A 20,886-nucleotide genomic window follows, 5' to 3' on the forward strand; every position below is an offset into this window, starting at 1 on the left:
TTAAAAAGCTCCGTTGTCGGGGCTTTTTTTGCTAGATAAGAGCTTAAATCCTGATGTGGAAATTCTGCTAGACATTGAAATTTTGACAGCCAATGACTTTCTAGGTTGTATGTCAATATAATGTGCATCGGTCAGAGGCATTAACGAATAATAACAGTGACGTGAATGCGGACTGATTAGACTACTTTTTCTCTTCAAATCTCGAGTTGCATTTGGAATATCTCTCAATGAAAAGCATAACTGTTTTGATGACTGCATTCGCAATCAGCCTTGTGGGTTGTCAAAGTGTGGGCTCAAAAACGGTCAGCGCTGAAACAACCGCACAAATTCGGACTTATACAGCAGCACCTGCACAGGTGGCGAATAACCGCATTGACTTTAAAAAAGTGAAAAAGCAGGAAAAGCGTCCGATTGTTGCTTTGGTTTTAGGGAGTGGTGGGGCACGTGGTTATGCACACATTGGCGCCATTCAGATACTTGAACAGCAGGGAATACACCCAGATTTCATTGTTGGAACCAGTGCGGGTAGCATTGTGGGTTCAATCTATGCATCAGGTAAAAGTGCCAATGAGTTAAGAGATATCGCCTTAAATATGAAAGCCAATGATGTTCGAGAAATACGCTTGGACAAAAAAGGCTTTTTTGACGGTAAAAAAGTTGAAGATTATATCAATGAGCAAGTTGATGACGTGCCTTTAGAGTTGCTAAAAACCCCAATGTATGTGGTGGCAACCGAGTTAAAGAATGGCAAAAAAGTCGTGTTCAACTATGGCAATACGGGGCAGGCTGTTCGTGCTTCGGTGTCGATTCCGAGCATGTTTATTCCAACGATTATTGAAGACACAGAATATGTTGATGGCGGATTGGTCAGCCCTGTTCCTGTGGATGTTGCACGCGATTTAGGGGCAGATATTATTATTGCAGTAGATATTTTGGCACGACCTATTCATACCGAAACGTCTAATGTTTGGGGCTTGTTTAACCAAAATATCAATATTATGCAAAATCGTTTAGCTCAAGAAGAACTCAAGCGAGCAGACATTGTGATTCAACCTGATTTACGTGAAAAAGCACATATATTTGATGTAAAAGGTCGTGAAGCGACGATGCTTGCAGGTGAAGAGGCAACCTTAGAAAAACTTGGAGAGATTTCTCGGGTTTATGCTGAACATCAATATAGCAAGGGACATCATATTCCTTATTTAGCAGCCAAAGACTAGGTTGGTACGATCCGTAAATTGACATGCATCCTGTTCACCTCTCAGGGTGCATTTTTATTTCAGCAAAGCATTTTAATTTTTGCTCTCAGCTTTTCCCATGCTCAATAGTATCTAGTAATCATTAATATATTGGATGTTGATTGGTTTTAGGTCTTAATCAAAAGATTTGCCAGATATAAAAATCGTGATAATAAAAAAATACACAGTTAATTATTTGAAATTAATTAAGAAAATCCTATTAATTGGTTTTACGTAGATTTTAAGAGTATATACCTATATTAGCATTTTTATTCATGTGCTTACGTTTACCAATAGCGTTGAAGTGTTTAGAATATCATCAGGTTATTAATACTTAAAACCAATAAATATTTTAAAGGTAGCAGTAGATGAAAACGCTTGATGTGGGGCAAAAAGTAAAGCTTGCGATGATGGAAGATAGCGTATTTATTGTCACTCATGTACATGTCGATAATTCTTATACGCTAGAAAGCACTAATGATGGTGAACAAAAAACCAGCTATGATAACGTCTCTTTCGAGATGTTAAAAGTCTTAGAAGATTAAGTTAAATGCAGTGCTGTGTTGAATCGATGGAGCAACGCGTTTTAATGGATGTGTTTTAAATATAAAACACAGCACAGCTTGAATTAAAAATCGTATAGATAACGTGATAAATTCTTGTTTATCGGGTGTATATCGATATCGATATATATTTTACTGAATGATGGTATGATCACTATAAATAATAATGATGGTTTTTTTGCCGATTTGAACATTTAATTTTGATTAAAATCTATATAATAATCACATTAATCATTGTTATATCACGAGTCTAGAGAAACAAGATGTCCCCATTAGATCAAATTGCGAATGCACTAGACGACCAGTCAGAATTATCGATGTCAGTTTTAATGACTCCTGACATGGCGAATTTTTCGGGTAATGTGCATGGTGGAACGATTCTAAAATTGTTAGACCAAGTCGCGTATGCTTGTGCAAGTCGCTATTCTGGTAGCTACGTGGTGACACTATCAGTCGATAAAGTAAATTTTAAAGAACCAATTCACGTGGGTGAGTTAGTGACTTTCCTTGCAAGTGTGAACCATGTAGGTCGTACTTCTATGGAAATTGGTATTCGTGTTGAAGCGCAGAACATTCAAAAACGTACAGTGCGTCATACCAATAGTTGCTATTTCACAATGGTCGCTGTTGATGATCAAGGTAAACCAAAACAAATTCCGGCATTAAATCTAGATAATGACTGGAAACGTTGTCGCTTCGAAGCTGCGGAACATCGTAAAGTGGCGCGTTTACAGGAAAATCATCATCCTTCTTGCAGTATTTATAAAAAGTCGACACAAAGCTAATCGCTTTGGTGGCTGAATATTTGAAAAGATCGCTTAAGCGATCTTTTTTTATTCTGAAATTCGTCTGGAGAGTGCAGTTGGGATTTGAATTCCGAGTGTGCGACTAAAGTTTATTCTTCACAGCTCAGTTAATGATAGTCATTCAGTCCAATACTGTTTAATATAAAACGATACGTAGCGTTTCGTTTTTAAATTATGAGTGAAACTGAAAAAACTTCTCGGCGTAAGCAATGTATCTTACAAGCGGTCACAGATGCTTTGGCGGAAAGTGATTATCGAAGCATGACCATTGAAGATATTGCCGCTCGCGCAGGCGTTGGAAAATCGACGATTTACCGTTGGTGGAAGCATAAGTCCGATCTGGTTTTCGATGCTTTTAAAGCGCACACCGCCTCGGTGTTTGAACTCGATTTATCACAAAGTTTAGAGTTCAATCTAAATCAACAATTGCTCAAATTATCACGGGCTTTAAATCAGCACGTGGGTCGAGCATTGCTCGTGGTTTTGGCAGAGCATCGTGAAGCAGCAGGTGAGTTTTTTAAACAGTATTTGTTACCTCGACGTGAAGCGACACGTGAGCTGATCCAATTGGCCATTCAACGAGGCGAAATTCGCGCGGATTATCCTTTCGAACTCATGTTGGATATGTTGTATGGCCCGATTCATTATCAGATCATTTTCTTTAACACTCAGCCAGATGAAGACTATATCAAGCGACTGGTGCAGTTGGCGCTAAACCCGATTTTTACGGAGCACCAAGCCACGCGTAGCAGCGAGGCAATGACCTCATGACTACTCAACATCAGGCATCGTTATGGAACAAGTCTTTTGTTTTTTGTCTGTGTAATAACTTGTTTTTATTTAGCTATTACTTTGCGCTGCTGACCATATTACCCATTTATATTATGAAAGAATTGGGTGGTTCGATTCAGCAAGCGGGTATGGCTTTAACGCTGTTTTTGGTGTCATCCATTGCGATTCGTCCCTTTTCCGGCATGATCATTGAGCGTTTTGGTAAAGCCAATTCTGTACGTATTTCAGGCTTTATTTTTGTCGTTTTTGCGCTGAGTTATTTGTGGATTGACAGCATGTGGTCGTTGTTGGTCATTCGTTTTTTACATGGTTTTTGGTTCAGTATATTAACCACGGTCAATGTTCCCATCGTAAATGATTACATCCCAGATCATCGAAAGGGCGAAGGCATGGGCTACTTTGTCATGTCGACCAACTTAGGAGTGGTGATCGGGCCATTTTTAGCGCTGAGTATGATTCAATCCAGCAGTTTTAGTACCTTATTTGCAGTATTAGCCTTATTGGTTGCAGTGGGCTATATTTTTACGTGGTTGGTTCAAATACAAGAACACGTACAGCATAAATCAAGTGATCAAGCGAGCCAATCCGCAGCCATCCAATGGCGTGATGTGATAGAAACACGGGTACTTGCCATCAGTTTTGTGGCATTGCTGACCGCATTTGCATATTCGAGTGTGATGAGTTTTATCACCGCTTATGCAGAGTTGAAGCATTTACTCGCTTATACCAGTATCTTTTTTATTGTCTTTGCTGTGTCGATGTTGCTCGTCCGTCCTTGGGTTGGCAAAGTCTATGATCGTAAAGGCCCGAGTGCAGTCATCTATCCATCATTTATTTGCTTTGCCATTGGTTTGGTGGTTGTGAGTTTTCTCACGAATCAATGGCTGCTTTGGATATCGGCAGTTTTTATGGGCATCGGCTACGGTTCAGTTTTCCCATGCCTGCAAACGGTCGCGATTCAAACGGTAGAAAAAGCCCGAATGGGACATGCGATATCCACCTTTTTTGCCTTGTTTGATATTGGCCTTGCTGTCGGTTCGGTCATTATGGGTGTGCTGATTGCATACTTTGGATTTCAGGCAACCTATTTATTTTGTGCGGTGATGGTGCTGTTCACTTTGTGGATGTATCGTTTATTCGTGGCAAACCAATTTAAACGCAGTGCTTTAGGAGCTGAATAATGGAATTACGACATCTACGATATTTTGTTGCGGTTGCCGAAGAGCTAAATTTTACCAAGGCTGCGCAGCGAATGTGTACTGTGCAACCTTCTTTAAGTCAGCAAATTAAAGACTTAGAACAGGAAGTTGGGGTGCAATTATTGATGCGAACCAACCGAAAAGTTGAGTTGACTGCAGAAGGTCAGGCCTTTTTAAAAGAAGCGCGTTTGAGTTTAGAACATGCTGAAAAAGCCATGATAGATGCGCGTCAAATTGCGCAGCTCAGTAAAGAACAACTGAATATCGGCTTTGTTCCTGTGGCTGAAATGAAGGTCTTTCCTTATATCATGCCGAATATCCGTGCTCAGTTTCCTGAGTTAAAAATTCATTTTCATAGTTTAATGGATGTCGATCAGATCAGTGCAGTGCGTAAAGGGGAAATTGATATTGCCTTTACCCGTTATGTCGAAGAAAGCCCTGATATAGAATCTGTTCAGATTTTTACTGAGCCTTTGGCGCTGATTGTACCGAAAAATTCGCCTGTGGCAGAACAGCGGCACATTAGCATTAAAAACATGAATAATCAGGATTTTATTATTAGTGATGAACATTCATCACCTGAGCTATACCGAATTATTCAAGATTTCTTTAAGCAAAATAAACTGAATGTGAACTTGGTACAGCATTCGACCAATATTTTGTTAAATGTCAATTTGGTCGGTATGGGCGTGGGGTGGAGTTTGGTACCGTCTTATGTCATTCCATTGCTCGGTGATAAAATATTGGTTAAAAGTACGGTTGAACCTTTGCCGACCATTGGTTTGTATGCGAGCTATCGAAAAGATCGTAAAAATGATGCAATCGAATTGATTTTAAAAGTCTTAAAAGAGCAGTTCTATATGGGCTTTTTCTAAGCCTTTAAATATTGCCCTAAGATTTAAATAAAAAAATCCTGAATTAAGCGCTTCGGGATTTTTTATTTATCGTATTTTTAATCAAAGACTCAATGATAAGTTGCCTTTATCGCTCTGATTTATTTAAACCATTTTTGTAAATAGGGTTTCATCACGCGGTAGGCAATCAAACCGATAAAAATAATCAGATAGAGTGGCCAAATCGTAATGAGAATAACCAGTAGGCTCAACACAAATTGCCAACCTTTTTGAATACCATACCACGCTCTTTGCCAGAAACTATCGCCATTTAACTGCGCAACAGCATCAAGGTTAATATCGATATGTTCACGGACAGTGGCAGGTTGAGTAAAGCCAATCACAATCGTGCTATAGCGGACACGATCTTGAACTTCTAAGCGAGTCAGGCGTGAGATTTCATTGACTTGCGCTGCTGCTACATGGTCTGGCACGACCGTTGTTTGCGACATTTTTTCTTCGAGTAGTTTTAGCTCATAGCGTTTTGCCGAATATTGCTGACGGTTCAAAAAATGCATAAGGGGCAACAGTTGATTAACGAAATGTGCAGCTTTTTCACTTGGCACACGAATGATCATTTCCGCTTGCGGATTTATTTTTTCAAAGATTTTAATTTTGCCGTCAGCAATCGGGTAGGATTGACTCTCTTGCACCACAAAGTCGATATTTTTCTGTTCAATAAAGCCACCTAAACTTAGCGTGAGTTTTTCAATTTCTAAGGCCGTTTTAACCACATCTTTCGACTCAAAACTGACATTGGCTTCTCGAACCATTTTACGAGAGGCTTCGGCTGGGTTGACCTGCTCATTTAAAATAGTTTCAGGTTTTTGTGTTGTTGCAGGCGTGGTAGACGGCTCATTGGAAGTGCTTTCCGCTGCTTGATCTTGCTGTGTACTGACTTGAGCAGGTTGTGCATCTGCGCTGGCTTCAGTTGCCATTTCTTCGGTTTTCTTGGAACAGCCTGAAATTAAAATCACCGTAAACATGGCAATTAAATATTTATTTTTCATCGATGTAGAGCTCAATTGTTTGATTATCAGAAAGTCGGAGTAAATACTTTTTGCTTTAAATATAAATTCAAATTTAGCGTAATTATTAGTCGGGCGTATTGTATCGGAAAGTGTTTAAAGCACGGATGAACGCAACATAATTCTACATAAAGCCGCGTATAGTAATAGACAGAACAACAAGGATGAAAATAAGGATATCTACAATGAACCCAGCAATGAAACTCTACAGCAATCCACGCTCACGCAGTAATACCATTCTGCCTTTATTAAAAGAATTAGACATCGAGTCAGAAGTTGACATTATTGAAGTGCCATATGAAGAGATGCATCAAGCGGCATATCTCAAGATTAATCCCATGGGCAAAGTTCCCTGCTTGGTCGATGGTACTGCTGTGATCAGTGAAACTGCAGCCATCTTTAGCTATTTAGCCGATAAATTCAGTGACAAAGGTTTAGCACCCGCATTGGATGATCCAAAACGGGGTGAATATTTGAAATGGATGTTTTTTTGTCATGGTCCGCTGACTGAATATATGGACATGAAAAATGTCGGCATTAGTACTGAGTTGATGGATGAAAAACGTGGCAGTTTGAGTTTTGGTAATGAAAAAATACTTTTAGATTTTATTAAAACAGGGCTTGCGCAGGCACAGCCATATCTGTTGGGGGATAAAATTAGCGCAGCAGATTTGTATTTAGCTTATTGGATGGTGTATGCAATTTCATTCAAAATATTGCCATATTTAGATGAATTTAAACCTTTTATTCAGCAGATTCAGCAACGTGAATCGGTAAAAAATGTGCATTGGTTTCAGTCGGTTTAACTTGGATGCTTATTTGATTGTTGGCTGAACTTGGTATTGCTATATGTCTATTCATATAACTCTTTCTTTGAGAACTAAAAAGAAAGAGTTTTAAATATCAATCACTAAGATGATAAAGCGATTTTAATTATTGCCTAGATAATGTATGGCATATATTGCGCTAAATTAAATAGACTCAATCGTTGTTGGTTCTATTTAAAAAATCATGGGCTTCATCATCAGATAGAGGTGGGCCTAAATCTCTTTCAAGTTTGGCATATATTTCGAGTAGCCTTTTTTGATGTGGGTCCATATCTAAGGCACGATGCTGCTGATATGTTAATTGATCATCAATCCAATAATAATGCTGAACCGCAGCCCCTGCGAAACTGGTTTTCAAATGGAGTTTGTAATAACCAGAAAATTTATGTTTCTTGGTATCTAGACAGAGATAGGCGAAGGTAGACCAACCACTTTCGGGAAATTTAAGGCGAGTTCGGCAGGGCTTCTTTTCTAGTGTAAATGTGGGTGAATAGACTTGGCCTTTTAGAATGATATTTTTATCTTGACCAAAATATTGAGTTTGTAATGCAAATAAAGCAAGAATCACTGTGGTGAGAAAAAAGCTGGCAATGACTGCATAAAAAAATGAAATGTATAAATGGAAGGACAAAAAATTAGATTCTTCGTTTTTGTTCACATCTTTTTCTAAGCGTAATAAATAGCAATTCAAAGAAATAAGAAAACAGAGGCAAAAAACGAAAATAGCTAACCAACTATTGGCATGAAAATGATGTATCTCTACGAAAATGAGTGAACAGATAAAAATAAAGCCCAACAAACTATAAATGAATAATTTCTGAAATCTTTTTTGCATTTTGCGAAGCTTATAATTATGTATTGAACGATTATAGCATGCGATGTTTATAGTGATTATAGAAAAAATCACCATGCTTTATGCATGGTGATTTTTAATTCTTGCAGATCTATTTAGATTATTAAGCATGCAATTTTGCAAACAATTGTTGGCTCACGCTGTCTAAAGTTTGTGGAATTGCAATCGCTGCAACAAAACGGTCTGGGCGAAGAATCGTAACAGATTCAGTGGTTTTACCAAACCAACCACGAATATCGGTACCAATATCACCAATCGTAATCACATTGTCGTACTTGGTGCGATTTTCATTGCTAAGCTGAACAGCAGGCAATACTTGGATAAATTTAACGCCCAATTTTTGCCATTTTTTCATGGTCGCATCTGACAGACCCCATTTCGGATCGACGCCCCAAGCAATGATTGCAAAGTCGTTACCGATGACTTCATCAAGTAGGACTTTTTCGCCAGATTCAAGTTGAACATGTGGCTGAATGAACATTTTACCTACAGGTGAGTCTTTAACACCGTTATTGATCAATGCACCGTCGTTGTACTTCGGCATTGGCTTGAAGCGCATTTCCAATAGATATTGCTTGATCGGTTTGATGTAATTGAGTGCATAGGCAATACCATCACGCACGAAACCTTGCCATTTTTTCGGTGGAGCAAGGACATGACCCGCCATTACAGAAAGATCAATCATCGCTTTTGCATGATCTTTACGTTCAACTTGGTATGTATCTAAAAGCGCAGGGCCAGCTTTGCCTTGTACAACCATTGCAACTTTCCACGCAAGGTTGAACGCATCACGCATACCACTGTTATACCCTTGACCTTGCCATACTGGCATGATGTGCGCAGCATCACCTGCAAGTAAAATACGGTCTACACGGAATTTATCTGCAATACGGGCATTGTGGGTATAAACGCGCTGACGAATCACTTCAATACCGTCGGTCGTTGGAAGCACTTTCGACAATAATTTGGCAATGTTTTCAGGTTTGCTTAATTCATCTTGAGTTTCACCAGGCATCACCATAAATTCGAAACGACGAATACCGTGTGGAAGCGCAGCAGATACATAAGGACGCACAGGGTCACAGCATAGGTAAATGTGTGGCGTTGCAAGTGGGTCGTTATTGATGTCGATCACGATCCATTGGTTCGGTGCAGTTTTACCATCGAAGCCGATGTTGAGTGTACGACGTACCACTGAGTTACCACCATCACAAGCAATCAAATACTGCGCTTGAATTTTTTCAGCTTCACCGTCTTTATTTTGAATATTTAGCGTTACACCATTGGCATCTTGGCTAAAATCAGACAATTGACGAGAGAATAAAACATTTGTGGTTTCGTACTGTTTTAAACCTTGTAGCAGTACATTATCGACTTGTGGTTGAATAAAGGCATTACGACGTGAGAAACCAAATTCACGAGTGAGCGGTTGAATGTCAGCGAAACAACGACCTTTAGGGGTTAAGAAACGCATCGCGTGGTTCGGTGTTGTATGTGGTAATACTTGGTCCACTAAACCTAATGATTGGATGGTACGTAATGATTCATCATCAATACCAATCGCACGTGGGTAGTCAATCAGGCTGTCTAGTTGTTCAATCACAGTGACTTTGACACCTTGCTTACTTAAGTAGTTTGCAATGGTTAAGCCGACAGGACCTGCGCCCAGAATGGCAACTTCCGTTGTGTAATTTGCTTTATTGCTCATGCGTAAACATCCAATCACTTCACATATGCCACTATTAAGTTCTAACCCGAGGCTTTCAACAAGCTAGGCATAAGTCGAAACGATGAATCGAATTGTCGTGTTTTTTGCAGGGTTTTATTTTAAGTGAATGATATATATTTATTTATATTAAAATGATCAATCATTTTGAATGATTTATCGATCATTAAAATCTATCAATTAGTAGCTTTGAGCATAAAAAAGCCGAACCATTTTTCAATGATCCGGCGACTTTAATTCATTTAGCACAACATTTTATTAGTGAGGGATAAATGTTGAGCAGCAGACTAAATGAATTTAGCGTGTGGAGTACGCTATTCGTCTATTACTGAGCAGGTTGAGCTGGTGCAGAACCTTCAGCATTTGCTTCTGAAGCAGGTTGAGCAGCAGTACCTTCAGCAGCAGTTGTTTCAGTCGCTGGCTGTTCTTGAGTGCTAACCACTACTTTTTCTTGTTCAGGCGCTTCTTGTTTATCTTTGCTTGCAGCAAAACTTGTTGCAGCTGCAGCAGCTAGAGTAGAAGCAAGTAAAATTTGAGTTAATTTCATTTTGAGCATCCTTATATATTTTAGTAAGTCCTGAAAAGATCATCACGTCCATCAGGAGAGAGCTCATGCTAAATCGAGAAAACCGAGTGATCAATGCGAGCAACAAAGTGAAACAGACTGGTTAACTGGATGAATACATAACCGTCCATCCTGTGTTTTAAATGTAAAAAAAATATCGGAATCTTCATTTAACTTTGCAAGAAAAAATGACCAAATCGACTTTATGATTCATTCATTGTTTACATGATGATTACATCGATGTCGTAAATAAGCAGAATCTAGAAATTTCACTAAAATCCAAATGTAAGGATTCTTTTCGATATGGCTATTTTTTTTAAATATAAGAGTTAACTTTGTCAATAAAGTATGACCAGATATGTCATGCATTCATGCAAATGGAATAAACAGGCTGTTTAACAGCCAGATCATCATTCAATGCCTCGGATACTAGGCTGATCTATGCTTTAGAAAAATGAAGACAGAGAAATGAAGACTAGACTTGCAGCATTTTTTTGAAATCATTATGGTAAAGGCCATCAATCATTGGCTATTTATTTGAGTGACTCACTTTTGAAATTAGTTTCTACCCACGGTGCGATTCCGGTTCATATTATTTCTGGCTTTTTAGGTGCGGGTAAAACCACAGTTTTACAGCAGTTATTAAAGCAAAAGCCAGCGGGCGAAACTTGGGCCGTACTGATGAATGAGTTTGGGCAAATCGGGGTCGATCAACAGATGTTGCCGCAAGATCAGGGCTTTGCGGTGAAGGAATTATTGGGTGGATGTCTATGTTGTAGTAGCCAACTGCCGATGCAAATTGCGTTGTCACGATTATTGTCAGAGGTGAAACCCGACCGACTGTTTATTGAGCCGACAGGTTTAGGGCATCCGGGACAACTTTTGGAGCAATTGACTGAGCCACATTGGCATCCGCATTTAGCCATGCGGGCATTGGTAACCGTGGTTGATGGCTCACGCTTACATGATCAAGAGTGGACTTCGCAAAATCTGTATGCCGATCAACTCAAAGTGGCACAAATCGTGGTGGTGTCGCATGTCGATTGTATGAGTGAGGCCGATCAAGTTGGTTTGGAACGACTCAAACAAGCGTATTTACCGTATCAGCAGCAATGGATCAATGTCGTCAAAGGTGATTTAAAATTGGCAAATATTGATCTCGCCTATGTGGGAAGTCCGCGTAAAATTCAGCCTTTATTGGCGATACAAAAGCAAACGTTGGTCGATGTGCCCACAGAAATTAAACAGTTGCCTTATCATTATGTTGAATCCGCTCAGGGCTATAGTGTCGCAGGTTGGAAACTCCCAAAACGATGGACCTTCGACTTTTTTGAGCTGTTAGATTTACTCTGTGAGCAGCAAGATTGGCTACGGATCAAAGGTATTTTTCAGACAGACCAAGGGTGGAAAACCTTTAACTTTAATCCCGATCAGTTTAATTATCAGTCGAGCGAGGAAAGTATCGATAATCGTGTCGAAATTATTTACCAAACTGATCGTGAATGGCTCGAATTTGAAGATCGCTTAATGCAGTGTCGTATCGATGCCGATAAAGCTGAGAAATAAGTAAATCAACGCAGCAAAAGCTTGCTAAATCTTATATGCTAGGCGCCAAATTTGAGGACTTTACCATGGCGCTAAAAGCTACAATTTATAAAGCAGATTTGAACATTGCTAATATGGATGTACACCAATATGGTGATTATCAATTGACGATGGCTTTGCATCCTTCTGAAACGATTGAACGTTTGATGGTGCGTGTCTTGGCATATGCACGCTATGCAGATGAAGCATTAGAATTTACCAAAGATCTTTTCGAAACAGACGAACCAGCGCTGTGGGAAAAAGATTTAACAGGTCAATTGGTGAAATGGATTGAAGTCGGTTGCCCTGACGAAGACAAAGTCAAAAAAGCCAGTGCTCGTTGCCCACAAGTCGCTGTGATTACTTATGGCTCATCAGTAGACGAATGGTATAAACGCAACAGCAAATTGAAAACACTGAAGAATGTTGAGATTTGGCAATTATCTGAAGCGAGTACAGCTGCCATTCAAGAGTTATGCGAACGAACCATGTCTTTACAATTAAACGTAATGGATGGCGAATGGACTTTGATAGGTGATAAAGCTCAAGCTGTGATTGAATGGACACAATTGCAATAAGTTTATCATTTGATTTAACTTTTCATGATGGGTGTGAGTTTAGGCTTGCATCCTTGTCGCTATAACTATTTTTTCAGCTAATACGATTCTGTTAATTTAACTGTCGATTTAAAACTCAGTTGACCTAAAACCAAAATAAAAATTTAATTCGGGAAATTTTCTAGCCCCCCATTTATGTAACGCCAATGGAAGAATCCTCTTTATTAGCTATGTAAATAGCGTTGTTTATAGCGCTTAAACTTCTTCATTCAATGAACGTTCAAACTTTTAGAGCGCTTTAAATTTTTTATTCGTTTCTTCCCATTGCATCTTAGTGATAATGGAATACTCCTAAATGTTTCAAGACATGTGAGCTTTACTAGTAAATGTTTATTTGCATACTGATCTAAATCATTGTGTTCTCAACTTTGAGTCGGTAAGTTCTAACGCATTCAAGGGCATCATGTTCAGACTGATTCTGTTTATAATAGTGCTTTATTTAGATTGCGGCATTTGAGGTTGAGAGCATGAGCACGGAATTAGAAATTATTGACTTAGTGGTAGGTGAAGGTAAAGAAGCGGTTAAAGGCGCTTTGATTACAACACACTATACAGGCTGGTTAGAAGACGGTACTAAATTTGATTCATCACTGGATCGTGGTAATTATTTTGAAACAGTGATTGGTACTGGCCGTGTGATTAAAGGTTGGGATCAAGGCATCATGGGGATGAAAGTAGGTGGTAAACGTAAGTTAATCGTGCCATCACATTTAGCTTATGGTGAACGTAAAATGGGTAATGTAATTCCTGCCAATTCAAATCTTATTTTTGAGATTGAATTGTATGATGTAAAAACTCGCGATTAATACAGCGACTGTTTTAGATCAGTGACATGGAAGTTATTGATCAATTGGATAAAATAGTAGTTGTTATTTTTGTCTTTTACCGTAGATTAGAATAATTGCTCGAGTATAAACGCAGGAATCAAAGCCGTTGTCTTTACAGTTGCCTTGCACCAGATTGTTCTGGGTTCTTACCTTTATTATTTTTACATTGGCATTCACTGTATCGACTGCTCAAGCACAGTATGAAACTGCGCCTAAATCGTTTTATTTAAAACATCAAAACGAAGTTAACCAAATCTACTTCACGGAAGACACCAGTAGTCTCTTACAAGGCAAATGGTTGTTTTATCCAAATCAATTTTTAACGTCTCCGAGTTCGGTTCTAGTCGGTCAAACGGTCTATCTGCCTGCATCATTTAAAGACATCACAGGGGACAGTAAAGGTTTTGGGACATTTACTGGACATTTCCAAATCCCTAAACAATTTATTGGTCGACGTATCGCGGTATTGATTCCAAATCAGTACGGTGCGTATCGGGTATTTTTAAATGGTGATGTGATCGTTCGTTTGGGCGAGGTGGGGCGTACTGAAGCAGAACAAAAAACGGAGAATGCACCGAGAATTGCCTATTTTGTTGCACAAGATGAATATTTCACTTTAACCATTCAGGCTTCAAGTTTTAACAGTATGCACGGCGGGTTTGAAAACCCGATGCGTATTGGTATTGCTAAGACAATAAACCGCCAATTCCAACAACAAATGATGAGTATTGGAATGGTGTCGGGCGCCGTCTTGGGTGTGGGACTCTTTACGATCCTATTTTCTGTTTTCCGAGGTTTACGCGGTCGCAATAGCCGAAGTAATTTGGTGTTTGGCTTATTTATTGTCTTTTTAGCATTCCATAATTTATTTTCAGCACCTTATGCCTATACCACTTTTACCGATATCAATTGGTTGTGGGGCACGCGATTAGAATATTTATTTACTTATTTGGCGTCGATTTTCTTTTTAAGTTATATCCACTTACTCAGTCGTCGCTATTTATTTACCTTAAATTATCAGATAGCGATGTTGCTGTTGTCTTTGAATATTTCAGTGACTTTTGTTTCGACGCCTGAGATTTTTCAGCCTTTGGCAACCTACAGCTTTGCCTATGTGATCGTTGTTCTGAGTAATTTTGCGTATGGTTTTTACCTAACACTGAAAAAGAAAGAACCGTATTCAAAATTAAATTTAATCGCGGTTATTTTCCTGTGCATTACTTTTTTAAACGACTTCTTGCTGATGATGAATTTGATTGATTCAGTCAATTTATCGTTCATTTCAACCAGTTTGTATGCCTTGTTGATCATGTTTCAGCAATCGCACCATTATGCACAGCAGTCGATGCATACGGAACAGTTGAATAATAGTTTGCTTGAGCTAAACAGTTCACTCGATCAGAAAGTCAAAGAGCGCACCTTACAGCTCCATGAGCTGAATAAAAAATTAGAGCTACAAATTCGTATTGATGCCTTAACGGGGGCATTCAACCGTCGTGCACTGAATGCTGAAATTCAACGCTTATATTCGGAGGTCCGTTTTCATAGCCATCGAACATTGGTCTTTGCCATGTTAGATGTCGATTATTTTAAAAATTATAATGACCACTATGGACATCTCAAAGGCGATGAGGTGTTACAGCAGATCGTGAAAACCATGCAAAACACTCTGCCAAGTTCAGCCTATGTGGCTCGCTACGGGGGAGAGGAGTTTGCCATATTGATGCATGATGTTCCGTATGCGATTGCCCAAGAGCAATTGCAATTGGTACTCGAAGCCATGCGTAATGAACAGCTTGAACATGTTAATCGGGGTGATGACAAAAATTACGTCACACTGAGTTTGGGGATGGCATGGATGGATAAGCAGAATGACTTCGACAGTATCGAAGCCTTAATGAAGCATGCAGACCATTATTTATATATGGCCAAACAGGCAGGACGCGATCAACTTAAGCCTTGATACTCCGTTGTAAACGGTGAAAACTTTGCGGTGCTATTGTTAGTACCATTGCCAATACTCATTTAAATTCATCTCTCAAATTCATGCTGTTTGAAAATCTATCCTTCTATGAACTTTATCTCTCTACTAACAGAGCTGTTTAACCAATTTGAGCGGAACATCAGCAGGCTCAAAATCCTGATGTGTGACAAAGCCATATTTTTGGTAAAAGGCGAGTGCCGTATGGGTACTTTCTAGACTGATCTCGGTAATATTCTTTTTCCGGACACAGTGAATCATGTTTAACAATAACGCCTTACCAATGCCTTGGTACTGACGTTCTGGGCAGATATAGTTCAGTAAAATTTGTCCCTGATCACTGACTAAAATAAAGCCGACCACTCGATTGTCACTGACGTAGACCCAACTATCGTTGTAAAGCATCCACATTAAAATATTTGATTGGTTTGCCTCCTCAAGCCAAGTTTGAATCACACTTTCATTACGTTGATGGTCCTGGATACATGAACGAATGCTGTTGTGAATCACGTGAATAATTTCGGGTATGTCCTGGATTTGTGCTTCGCGTATCATAATTTTTTCTTTTTATAAAAAACTCCAACAGCCTGCCATTTCAGAAGATATCGCCCTGTGCTTAAAGAGGCTTATTGTTGCGTTTTATGTTTTTTTGCTGCCATTGCGCTGTTGGGTTGGGTTTTTATTTCAAAATTGTTGCAAAATTTACAAATGTATATTTATAAATTAATCATTAAATATGGATAAATAACCACATAAATGCATCTAACTATACTGTTTTTAAAGTAATAATAGATCTTTTAGAAATGTATACATACTCAATGATTTCAGCAGGTGTAATAGTTTGAAATAAATTAGCAAAGAAAATAGGCCAAATTTCAGCTTTAAAATAATTTTGTATGAATTTTAAACGTTATTGTGCGTTATATTAGTCCATAAAAATATTCGGTGATTCAAGATGTGCATGCGCGTCATCGGCAGTAGGTTGTTATTATGGTTAATTTTCTCATTGTGATGTGTATTCTGATTGCGTTGTCTGCAGCAGGAATCGTGGTCAAAAAAATAATAAAAACAGAAAAATATCGTCAAAAATATACGCGTTACCAAGCACCAAAAAAATCGAAAAGTATCTCTTTAGCATCGAATGATGATGCTATACGCCAAGTCGATCAGGTCATTGAAGTTGATGAATATGAACAGCAACTTTTTGATGATATTGCGGAAATTTTCTTTCAACAACAATACAAATTAGATTCGCTACAGGCGGCCGAACAGTTACAAGAAGTTTTTTTACGTCGCATGCCAGTCAATTGTAAAACTCAAATTCGCCAATTAGATCTGAATGAATGGTCGATTTATTGGAGTTTTTACAATCAATCGCTCGAGTATTATTTAGGCCGATACGGTGAGTTTTATACACATGTCGACCGTTTTGGCGAAGAACATAAAATTGAATATCGCTATCAAGACTCCGCAAGTTGAAGCAAAATGCGATCTTGGACTAAATCGAGATAACTCAAATCATCGGTTATTCGGGCCATTAAAATAGCGCCTTCATAATCCGCCAAGCTGACTTTGGCAAGTTGAGCGGCGTGTTCGATGGTCATGCATCGCTTAAAAAACACTTCAAAGGCGAGTTGCCACTCCTGAAAGATGGACTGTAATTTTGCAAAAATCTCGGCAGGTAAATGTTGCCGCTCCATACTTAAGATCCCGACCAAACAGCCTAATCCACCTTGGCTAAAAAACTGGATGGCCTGTTGATGGATGTGTGAGAAAGCCTGTTGAGGTGATGCAGTGGATCGCTGTAATTGCTGAAAAATACTGTGCTTTAACTTCACGTGTGTCAGGTTTAAAATTTCCATCAGCAAAGCGTCTTTATTCGGATAGTCATAATAAAACGCAGCTTTTGAAAGTCCACAGGCTTCAGCCAATTTCCCCATGCTGCAGCCCATATAGCCATAGCGTTTAAAGGCGTGTGCTGACTGTAGTAATAGATGTTCTGAGGTGTTTTTCCGTGGACGCATGTATCTCTCTATCCAAATAAATCACTATGATGTGTATAAAGTAAATTGGTTTAACCGACTAATAGTTCGTCAAACCTTCCAATGACTTCCTGCCATAAGGGTTCAGCACCTTTGCGGAAATATCCCATATGACCAATATGTTTTAGACCATAATCTTGCGCTTCAATATTGATATAGTGCATTGATGCTTGCGCATAATGTTGCATAAAAGCATGTCGTGAATTGGGTAATGCCCAGTCATCATCGAGCGCAGCGACCGCATAAATCGGCGTTTGAACTGCAGCATATTGTTGAGATAGCTCACTCAGCTCAGGGTCGGCAAAGAAATAGGTTGGGTTTTTACACCAACGACGCCATTGCTTATAGACATCGACAGGAAGGTCAGCGCCCATATTGAGTTTGCTCCAAGGCAAATACCCTTTGACGGCAACCATCGGCGGAAAAACGATATTCCACATCACATGAACTTTCATTTTTTCTTTAAAGGGCATATAGCCATGCCAACCTGCGCCAGTGCCAAAACAATACATGGCACGTATCTGATCATGATTTGAGGTAAGGCCTAGTGCTTGACCGCCATAAGAGTGTCCCACTAGAAAAGTTTCCTGACCGTGTTGTTGCATATAAGCTATGGCACCAGAAAGGTCATAACGTCCCCAGTCAAGATAAGACATCTTAAAGCCTTTAAGTTTTGACGGTGCAGAACGTCCTATACCACGATAATCAAAAGTCAGTACTTGATAACCGAGTCCTGCGGCATACTCGGCAAAACGACGGTAAAATTGTTGAGGTACACCTGTCGCACTTGAAATAATAATATTGGCCTTAGCGGCAGTATTAGGCCGATATTCAACGCCTGAAAGCGTATAACCATCGGTTGCAGGGAAACTCACGGGTGTACTATGTATTTCTTGCGCTGCTGGTTCTAAATCCGTTGACATAATTTTTCTCTTGATAGGCAGGACGTAAAGGGTTTACTCAGTTTAAATAAAGGGTTATTTGCCCTGAAAATTGGCTGCGCGACGTTGTAGCATGGCCATCACACCTTCTTGTACATCTTGTGTTTTTAGTAGTGGTTGTAAGTGCTGATCCAATTGAGCAAAGGCAGCATCGGCTCCCAAATGCACCCCTTGCTGTGCTGCAGCGAGTGTTGCCTGAACCGCCAGTGGTGCAGCCTGTGCAATTTGTTCTGCAAGTTCTATTGCATGAGATAAGGGCGCTTGGTCGGTGATTTCAGTCACCAAGTTCATGTCATATGCCGTTTGCGCATTGAAACGTTCACCTGTGAGTAAATAGCGCATGGCTTTATTCCAACCCGCTGCTTGCACAAAGCGAACTGTTGCGCCACCAAAGGGAAGAATGCCACGTTGCACTTCCATTTGAGCAAACTCCGTGTGACGCTGTGCGATCACGATATCGGCATTCAGCATGAGTTCAATACCCGCTGTAAAACAGAACCCTTGTACCGCGACCACAACTGGTTTTTTTCGTTGTCGTGAGTTGGTTCCCCACGGATTAATTTGCTGATCAGGAAAATTAAACAGCCCGCTGCCAAGTTTGGGTTGTAGTTCGACCAGATCTAGACCCGCAGTAAAATGATCGCCATGAGCAAAAATCACCGCACAGCGTAAATTTGGATCATCTTCATATTCAGTGAGCGCCAGTGAAAGGTCATGAATTAAATGACTGTCAAACGCATTTCGTTTATCTGCACGGTCCAAACCGATTAAATAAAGATGACCACGAATTTCTCGACTTACACGACCTTGTTGTTCTGACATTTGGATGATTCCTTCTGATTATTCTTTATGCATAGCTAAGTTTTTAAACGATTGTTAGAAAACTGTCAAAACTGATGCGTTCAAAACATCAAAATCATCGTCTGGTGGATGAGTGGTTTGATTTAAAATTTACAGAGTTGATATGAAATAGTGTGGGATATAGCTTGCCTTTGGGCTGATTTTTTCCATAATAGCTGCAGCTTTTTTAAGGCCCAATCAACCATGTCAAACTTAGAAATATTTGCAGTCATTATTAGCTTAATCGGCGTGACTTTAACCATAAAGCGAAATATGTGGTGTTGGTGGTTTAACTTTGCAGCTTTTTTGCTGTATGCCTACTTGTTTTATACCTACAAACTTTATGGCGAAACCATTTTGCAGTTTTTCTTTGTGGTGGTGAACTTCTACGGTTTTTATCACTGGTTGAAGGGCAAACAACAAGATCATGACATCCGTATTGAACCGATTGCGACCAAAATTGTGATCTTTCAAATGCTCTTAGCTGCGGTGGGCGGTTTGATTTTTGGTTTAAGCCTGCACTATTTTACCGATGCAGCCGTACCAATTTTGGATGCACAATTGGCCGCGTTTAGCTTACTCGCAACGTATTGGACCAGCCGGAAACATATTGCCACATGGGTGCTTTGGGTATTTGTCGATATTATCTATGTGGGTATGTTTATATACAAAGACCTGTATCTCACTGCGGCGTTGTATGCAGGTTTTGTGGGCTTGGCGGCATTTGGTTGGTGGCAATGGACACAAGTCAAAAATAAACAGCAGCAACAGGCGATGAAAGCTCTATAAGGATCATCGGGTGATGGCAAAGCTTATTTTCTGATTACAGCTAGACAGAACCCGATGAACAATAGAAGAGCATGCTCGTCATGATTATCGACTTTCAACTTGAGCAGCAATTACGTTTTGACCGACAAGCTGGGTTTCTACTGCAGCAAAAAGCGAGCTTTTTTCAGTTTGAACAAATAGCAGATGTGTATAACGCTGAATGGCTCAATGCATTTCCACAAGGCACACAATGTAGCATCAGCGGTTTGGATGATGGTGCAGATGAATACGGCATCCAAATCAGTTATAAACACCAAAGCGTCTTGATCGATTATTCACAAGCAATCAAATTGGTACACCGTGATCGAGATGGTATGGTGCATAGCATGATCTTAAATTAACAACTGATGTTACGCACGTAAAAGTACTTATGCACTTTTAAAATGATTTTTAAGTCTATTCGACGGAGTCTTACATCTAAAGATTGAATAAAGGGATTAGCCTTCGGCTGGAGGTACTCTTACGGAACATTGTTTCTCATTCGGCAAAATGAGAAGCGTGCTTCGTAAAGAAACCATCTTGCGGTGCAATGCACCTCACCGACAAAACTCGTTCACTACCGTCAAATTATTCAAAGCATCGCAAAAACATTTTTGATTAGAAGTAGTCCTGTCTCAAACACTTGCGGATGACCTTACCGCGTATCGTTCTTTTATTTGAAGTAAATTGCGCTTTGATGGTTACTGCATAACATCAGTTAATCAGCTATGTTTCGAACTTTTTCATGATTATGGCT

The 20,886-nt window shown here is 39.5% G+C and carries 22 protein-coding genes; 14 read left to right on the top strand and 8 right to left on the bottom strand.

The genetic code is table 11. The features are described 5' to 3' along the window. The first annotated feature begins 227 nt into the window (after positions 1-227). From FTV11_RS12895 to FTV11_RS12920, 6 genes are all read left to right on the top strand, one after another. Entirely contained in the window at positions 228-1,220 is a 993-nt protein-coding gene (locus FTV11_RS12895) for a patatin-like phospholipase family protein (RefSeq protein ID WP_180005304.1), read from the top strand. Positions 1,221-1,606: 386 nt separating this feature from the next. Next, entirely contained in the window at positions 1,607-1,783 is a 177-nt protein-coding gene (locus FTV11_RS12900) for a hypothetical protein (RefSeq protein ID WP_168379284.1), read from the top strand. A gap of 281 nt (positions 1,784-2,064) precedes the next feature. Beyond that, a complete protein-coding gene (locus tag FTV11_RS12905) occupies positions 2,065-2,586 on the top strand; it encodes an acyl-CoA thioesterase (RefSeq protein WP_078191431.1) in 522 nt (173 codons plus the stop codon). Positions 2,587-2,781: 195 nt separating this feature from the next. Further along, positions 2,782-3,378, top strand: a complete 597-nt coding sequence (locus tag FTV11_RS12910) for a TetR/AcrR family transcriptional regulator (RefSeq protein ID WP_168379283.1) — start codon at positions 2,782-2,784, stop codon at positions 3,376-3,378. After that, positions 3,375-4,580 carry an MFS transporter gene (locus FTV11_RS12915; RefSeq protein WP_180074115.1) on the top strand — a complete coding sequence of 402 codons (1,206 nt, stop codon included), beginning with the start codon at positions 3,375-3,377 and terminating at the stop codon, positions 4,578-4,580. Before FTV11_RS12910 ends, FTV11_RS12915 begins: the two co-directional genes overlap by 4 nt. After that, the gene (locus FTV11_RS12920; RefSeq protein WP_078191428.1) at positions 4,580-5,473 is read left to right on the top strand and encodes a LysR substrate-binding domain-containing protein; all 894 of its coding nucleotides are present in this window, start codon (positions 4,580-4,582) and stop codon (positions 5,471-5,473) included. The genes FTV11_RS12915 and FTV11_RS12920 overlap by 1 nt, the downstream gene beginning before the upstream one ends. Before the next feature lie 119 nt (positions 5,474-5,592). On the opposite strand, the gene FTV11_RS12925 is transcribed toward FTV11_RS12920, so the two are convergent. After that, positions 5,593-6,501 carry a DUF4349 domain-containing protein gene (locus tag FTV11_RS12925; protein ID WP_180074116.1) on the bottom strand — a complete coding sequence of 303 codons (909 nt, stop codon included), beginning with the start codon at positions 6,499-6,501 and terminating at the stop codon, positions 5,593-5,595. A 215-nt stretch (positions 6,502-6,716) separates the two neighbouring features. Between FTV11_RS12925 and FTV11_RS12930 the strand changes: the two genes are divergently transcribed. Beyond that, on the top strand, positions 6,717-7,325 hold the full coding sequence (locus tag FTV11_RS12930) for a glutathione S-transferase family protein (protein ID WP_180074127.1): 609 nt from the start codon (positions 6,717-6,719) through the stop codon (positions 7,323-7,325). Between the two features lie 175 nt (positions 7,326-7,500). Here FTV11_RS12930 and FTV11_RS12935 read toward each other — a convergent pair whose 3' ends face one another. The 3 genes from FTV11_RS12935 to FTV11_RS12945 all read right to left on the bottom strand — a co-directional run bounded on the left by FTV11_RS12935 (position 7,501) and on the right by FTV11_RS12945 (position 10,472). Next, entirely contained in the window at positions 7,501-8,181 is a 681-nt protein-coding gene (locus tag FTV11_RS12935) for a hypothetical protein (protein WP_180074117.1), read from the bottom strand. Between the two features lie 121 nt (positions 8,182-8,302). Next, positions 8,303-9,907: a bifunctional 3-(3-hydroxy-phenyl)propionate/3-hydroxycinnamic acid hydroxylase gene (locus tag FTV11_RS12940; protein WP_180074118.1), complete on the bottom strand. Its 1,605-nt coding sequence runs from the start codon at positions 9,905-9,907 to the stop codon at positions 8,303-8,305. A gap of 343 nt (positions 9,908-10,250) precedes the next feature. Beyond that, the gene (locus FTV11_RS12945; RefSeq protein WP_078191424.1) at positions 10,251-10,472 is read right to left on the bottom strand and encodes a hypothetical protein; all 222 of its coding nucleotides are present in this window, start codon (positions 10,470-10,472) and stop codon (positions 10,251-10,253) included. Between the two features lie 570 nt (positions 10,473-11,042). On the opposite strand from FTV11_RS12945, the gene FTV11_RS12950 reads away from it, so the two are divergent. The 4 genes from FTV11_RS12950 (at position 11,043) to FTV11_RS12965 (ending at position 15,481) form a co-directional block, all read left to right on the top strand. Then, entirely contained in the window at positions 11,043-12,056 is a 1,014-nt protein-coding gene (locus FTV11_RS12950; RefSeq protein WP_180074119.1) for a GTP-binding protein, read from the top strand. Between the two features lie 65 nt (positions 12,057-12,121). After that, positions 12,122-12,652: a YaeQ family protein gene (locus tag FTV11_RS12955; RefSeq protein WP_168379277.1), complete on the top strand. Its 531-nt coding sequence runs from the start codon at positions 12,122-12,124 to the stop codon at positions 12,650-12,652. A 506-nt stretch (positions 12,653-13,158) separates the two neighbouring features. After that, entirely contained in the window at positions 13,159-13,497 is a 339-nt protein-coding gene (locus tag FTV11_RS12960; RefSeq protein WP_078191421.1) for an FKBP-type peptidyl-prolyl cis-trans isomerase, read from the top strand. A 187-nt stretch (positions 13,498-13,684) separates the two neighbouring features. Beyond that, positions 13,685-15,481 (top strand): diguanylate cyclase domain-containing protein, encoded by a 1,797-nt coding sequence (locus FTV11_RS12965; protein ID WP_180041960.1) that lies wholly within the window; start codon positions 13,685-13,687, stop codon positions 15,479-15,481. A 126-nt stretch (positions 15,482-15,607) separates the two neighbouring features. Here FTV11_RS12965 and FTV11_RS12970 read toward each other — a convergent pair whose 3' ends face one another. Continuing rightward, positions 15,608-16,054, bottom strand: a complete 447-nt coding sequence (locus tag FTV11_RS12970) for a GNAT family N-acetyltransferase (RefSeq protein WP_180041948.1) — start codon at positions 16,052-16,054, stop codon at positions 15,608-15,610. Positions 16,055-16,489: 435 nt separating this feature from the next. On the opposite strand from FTV11_RS12970, the gene FTV11_RS12975 reads away from it, so the two are divergent. Continuing rightward, on the top strand, positions 16,490-16,978 hold the full coding sequence (locus FTV11_RS12975; RefSeq protein ID WP_180074120.1) for a hypothetical protein: 489 nt from the start codon (positions 16,490-16,492) through the stop codon (positions 16,976-16,978). Here the strand turns inward: FTV11_RS12975 and FTV11_RS12980 are convergent. Genes FTV11_RS12980 through FTV11_RS12990 form a run of 3 tightly spaced genes read right to left on the bottom strand, consistent with a single transcriptional unit; the run spans position 16,960 to position 19,304 of the window. After that, positions 16,960-17,523 carry a TetR/AcrR family transcriptional regulator gene (locus FTV11_RS12980; RefSeq protein WP_168379274.1) on the bottom strand — a complete coding sequence of 188 codons (564 nt, stop codon included), beginning with the start codon at positions 17,521-17,523 and terminating at the stop codon, positions 16,960-16,962. The genes FTV11_RS12975 and FTV11_RS12980 overlap by 19 nt on opposite strands. A gap of 50 nt (positions 17,524-17,573) precedes the next feature. Then, a complete protein-coding gene (locus FTV11_RS12985) occupies positions 17,574-18,464 on the bottom strand; it encodes an alpha/beta fold hydrolase (protein ID WP_180041950.1) in 891 nt (296 codons plus the stop codon). A 54-nt stretch (positions 18,465-18,518) separates the two neighbouring features. After that, positions 18,519-19,304, bottom strand: coding sequence for a crotonase/enoyl-CoA hydratase family protein (locus tag FTV11_RS12990; protein WP_168379272.1), 786 nt, complete (start codon positions 19,302-19,304; stop codon positions 18,519-18,521). Between the two features lie 222 nt (positions 19,305-19,526). Here FTV11_RS12990 and pnuC point away from each other — a divergent pair, with 222 nt between their 5' ends. Continuing rightward, the gene (gene pnuC / locus FTV11_RS12995) at positions 19,527-20,111 is read left to right on the top strand and encodes a nicotinamide riboside transporter PnuC (RefSeq protein ID WP_180074121.1); all 585 of its coding nucleotides are present in this window, start codon (positions 19,527-19,529) and stop codon (positions 20,109-20,111) included. Between the two features lie 80 nt (positions 20,112-20,191). Beyond that, a complete protein-coding gene (locus FTV11_RS13000) occupies positions 20,192-20,491 on the top strand; it encodes a hypothetical protein (protein WP_180074122.1) in 300 nt (99 codons plus the stop codon). Positions 20,492-20,886: the final 395 nt, after the last annotated feature.

Source organism: Acinetobacter sp. YH12231, from assembly GCF_013417755.1.
In the GTDB taxonomy this organism is placed as follows: Bacteria; Pseudomonadota; Gammaproteobacteria; order Pseudomonadales; family Moraxellaceae; genus Acinetobacter; species Acinetobacter amyesii.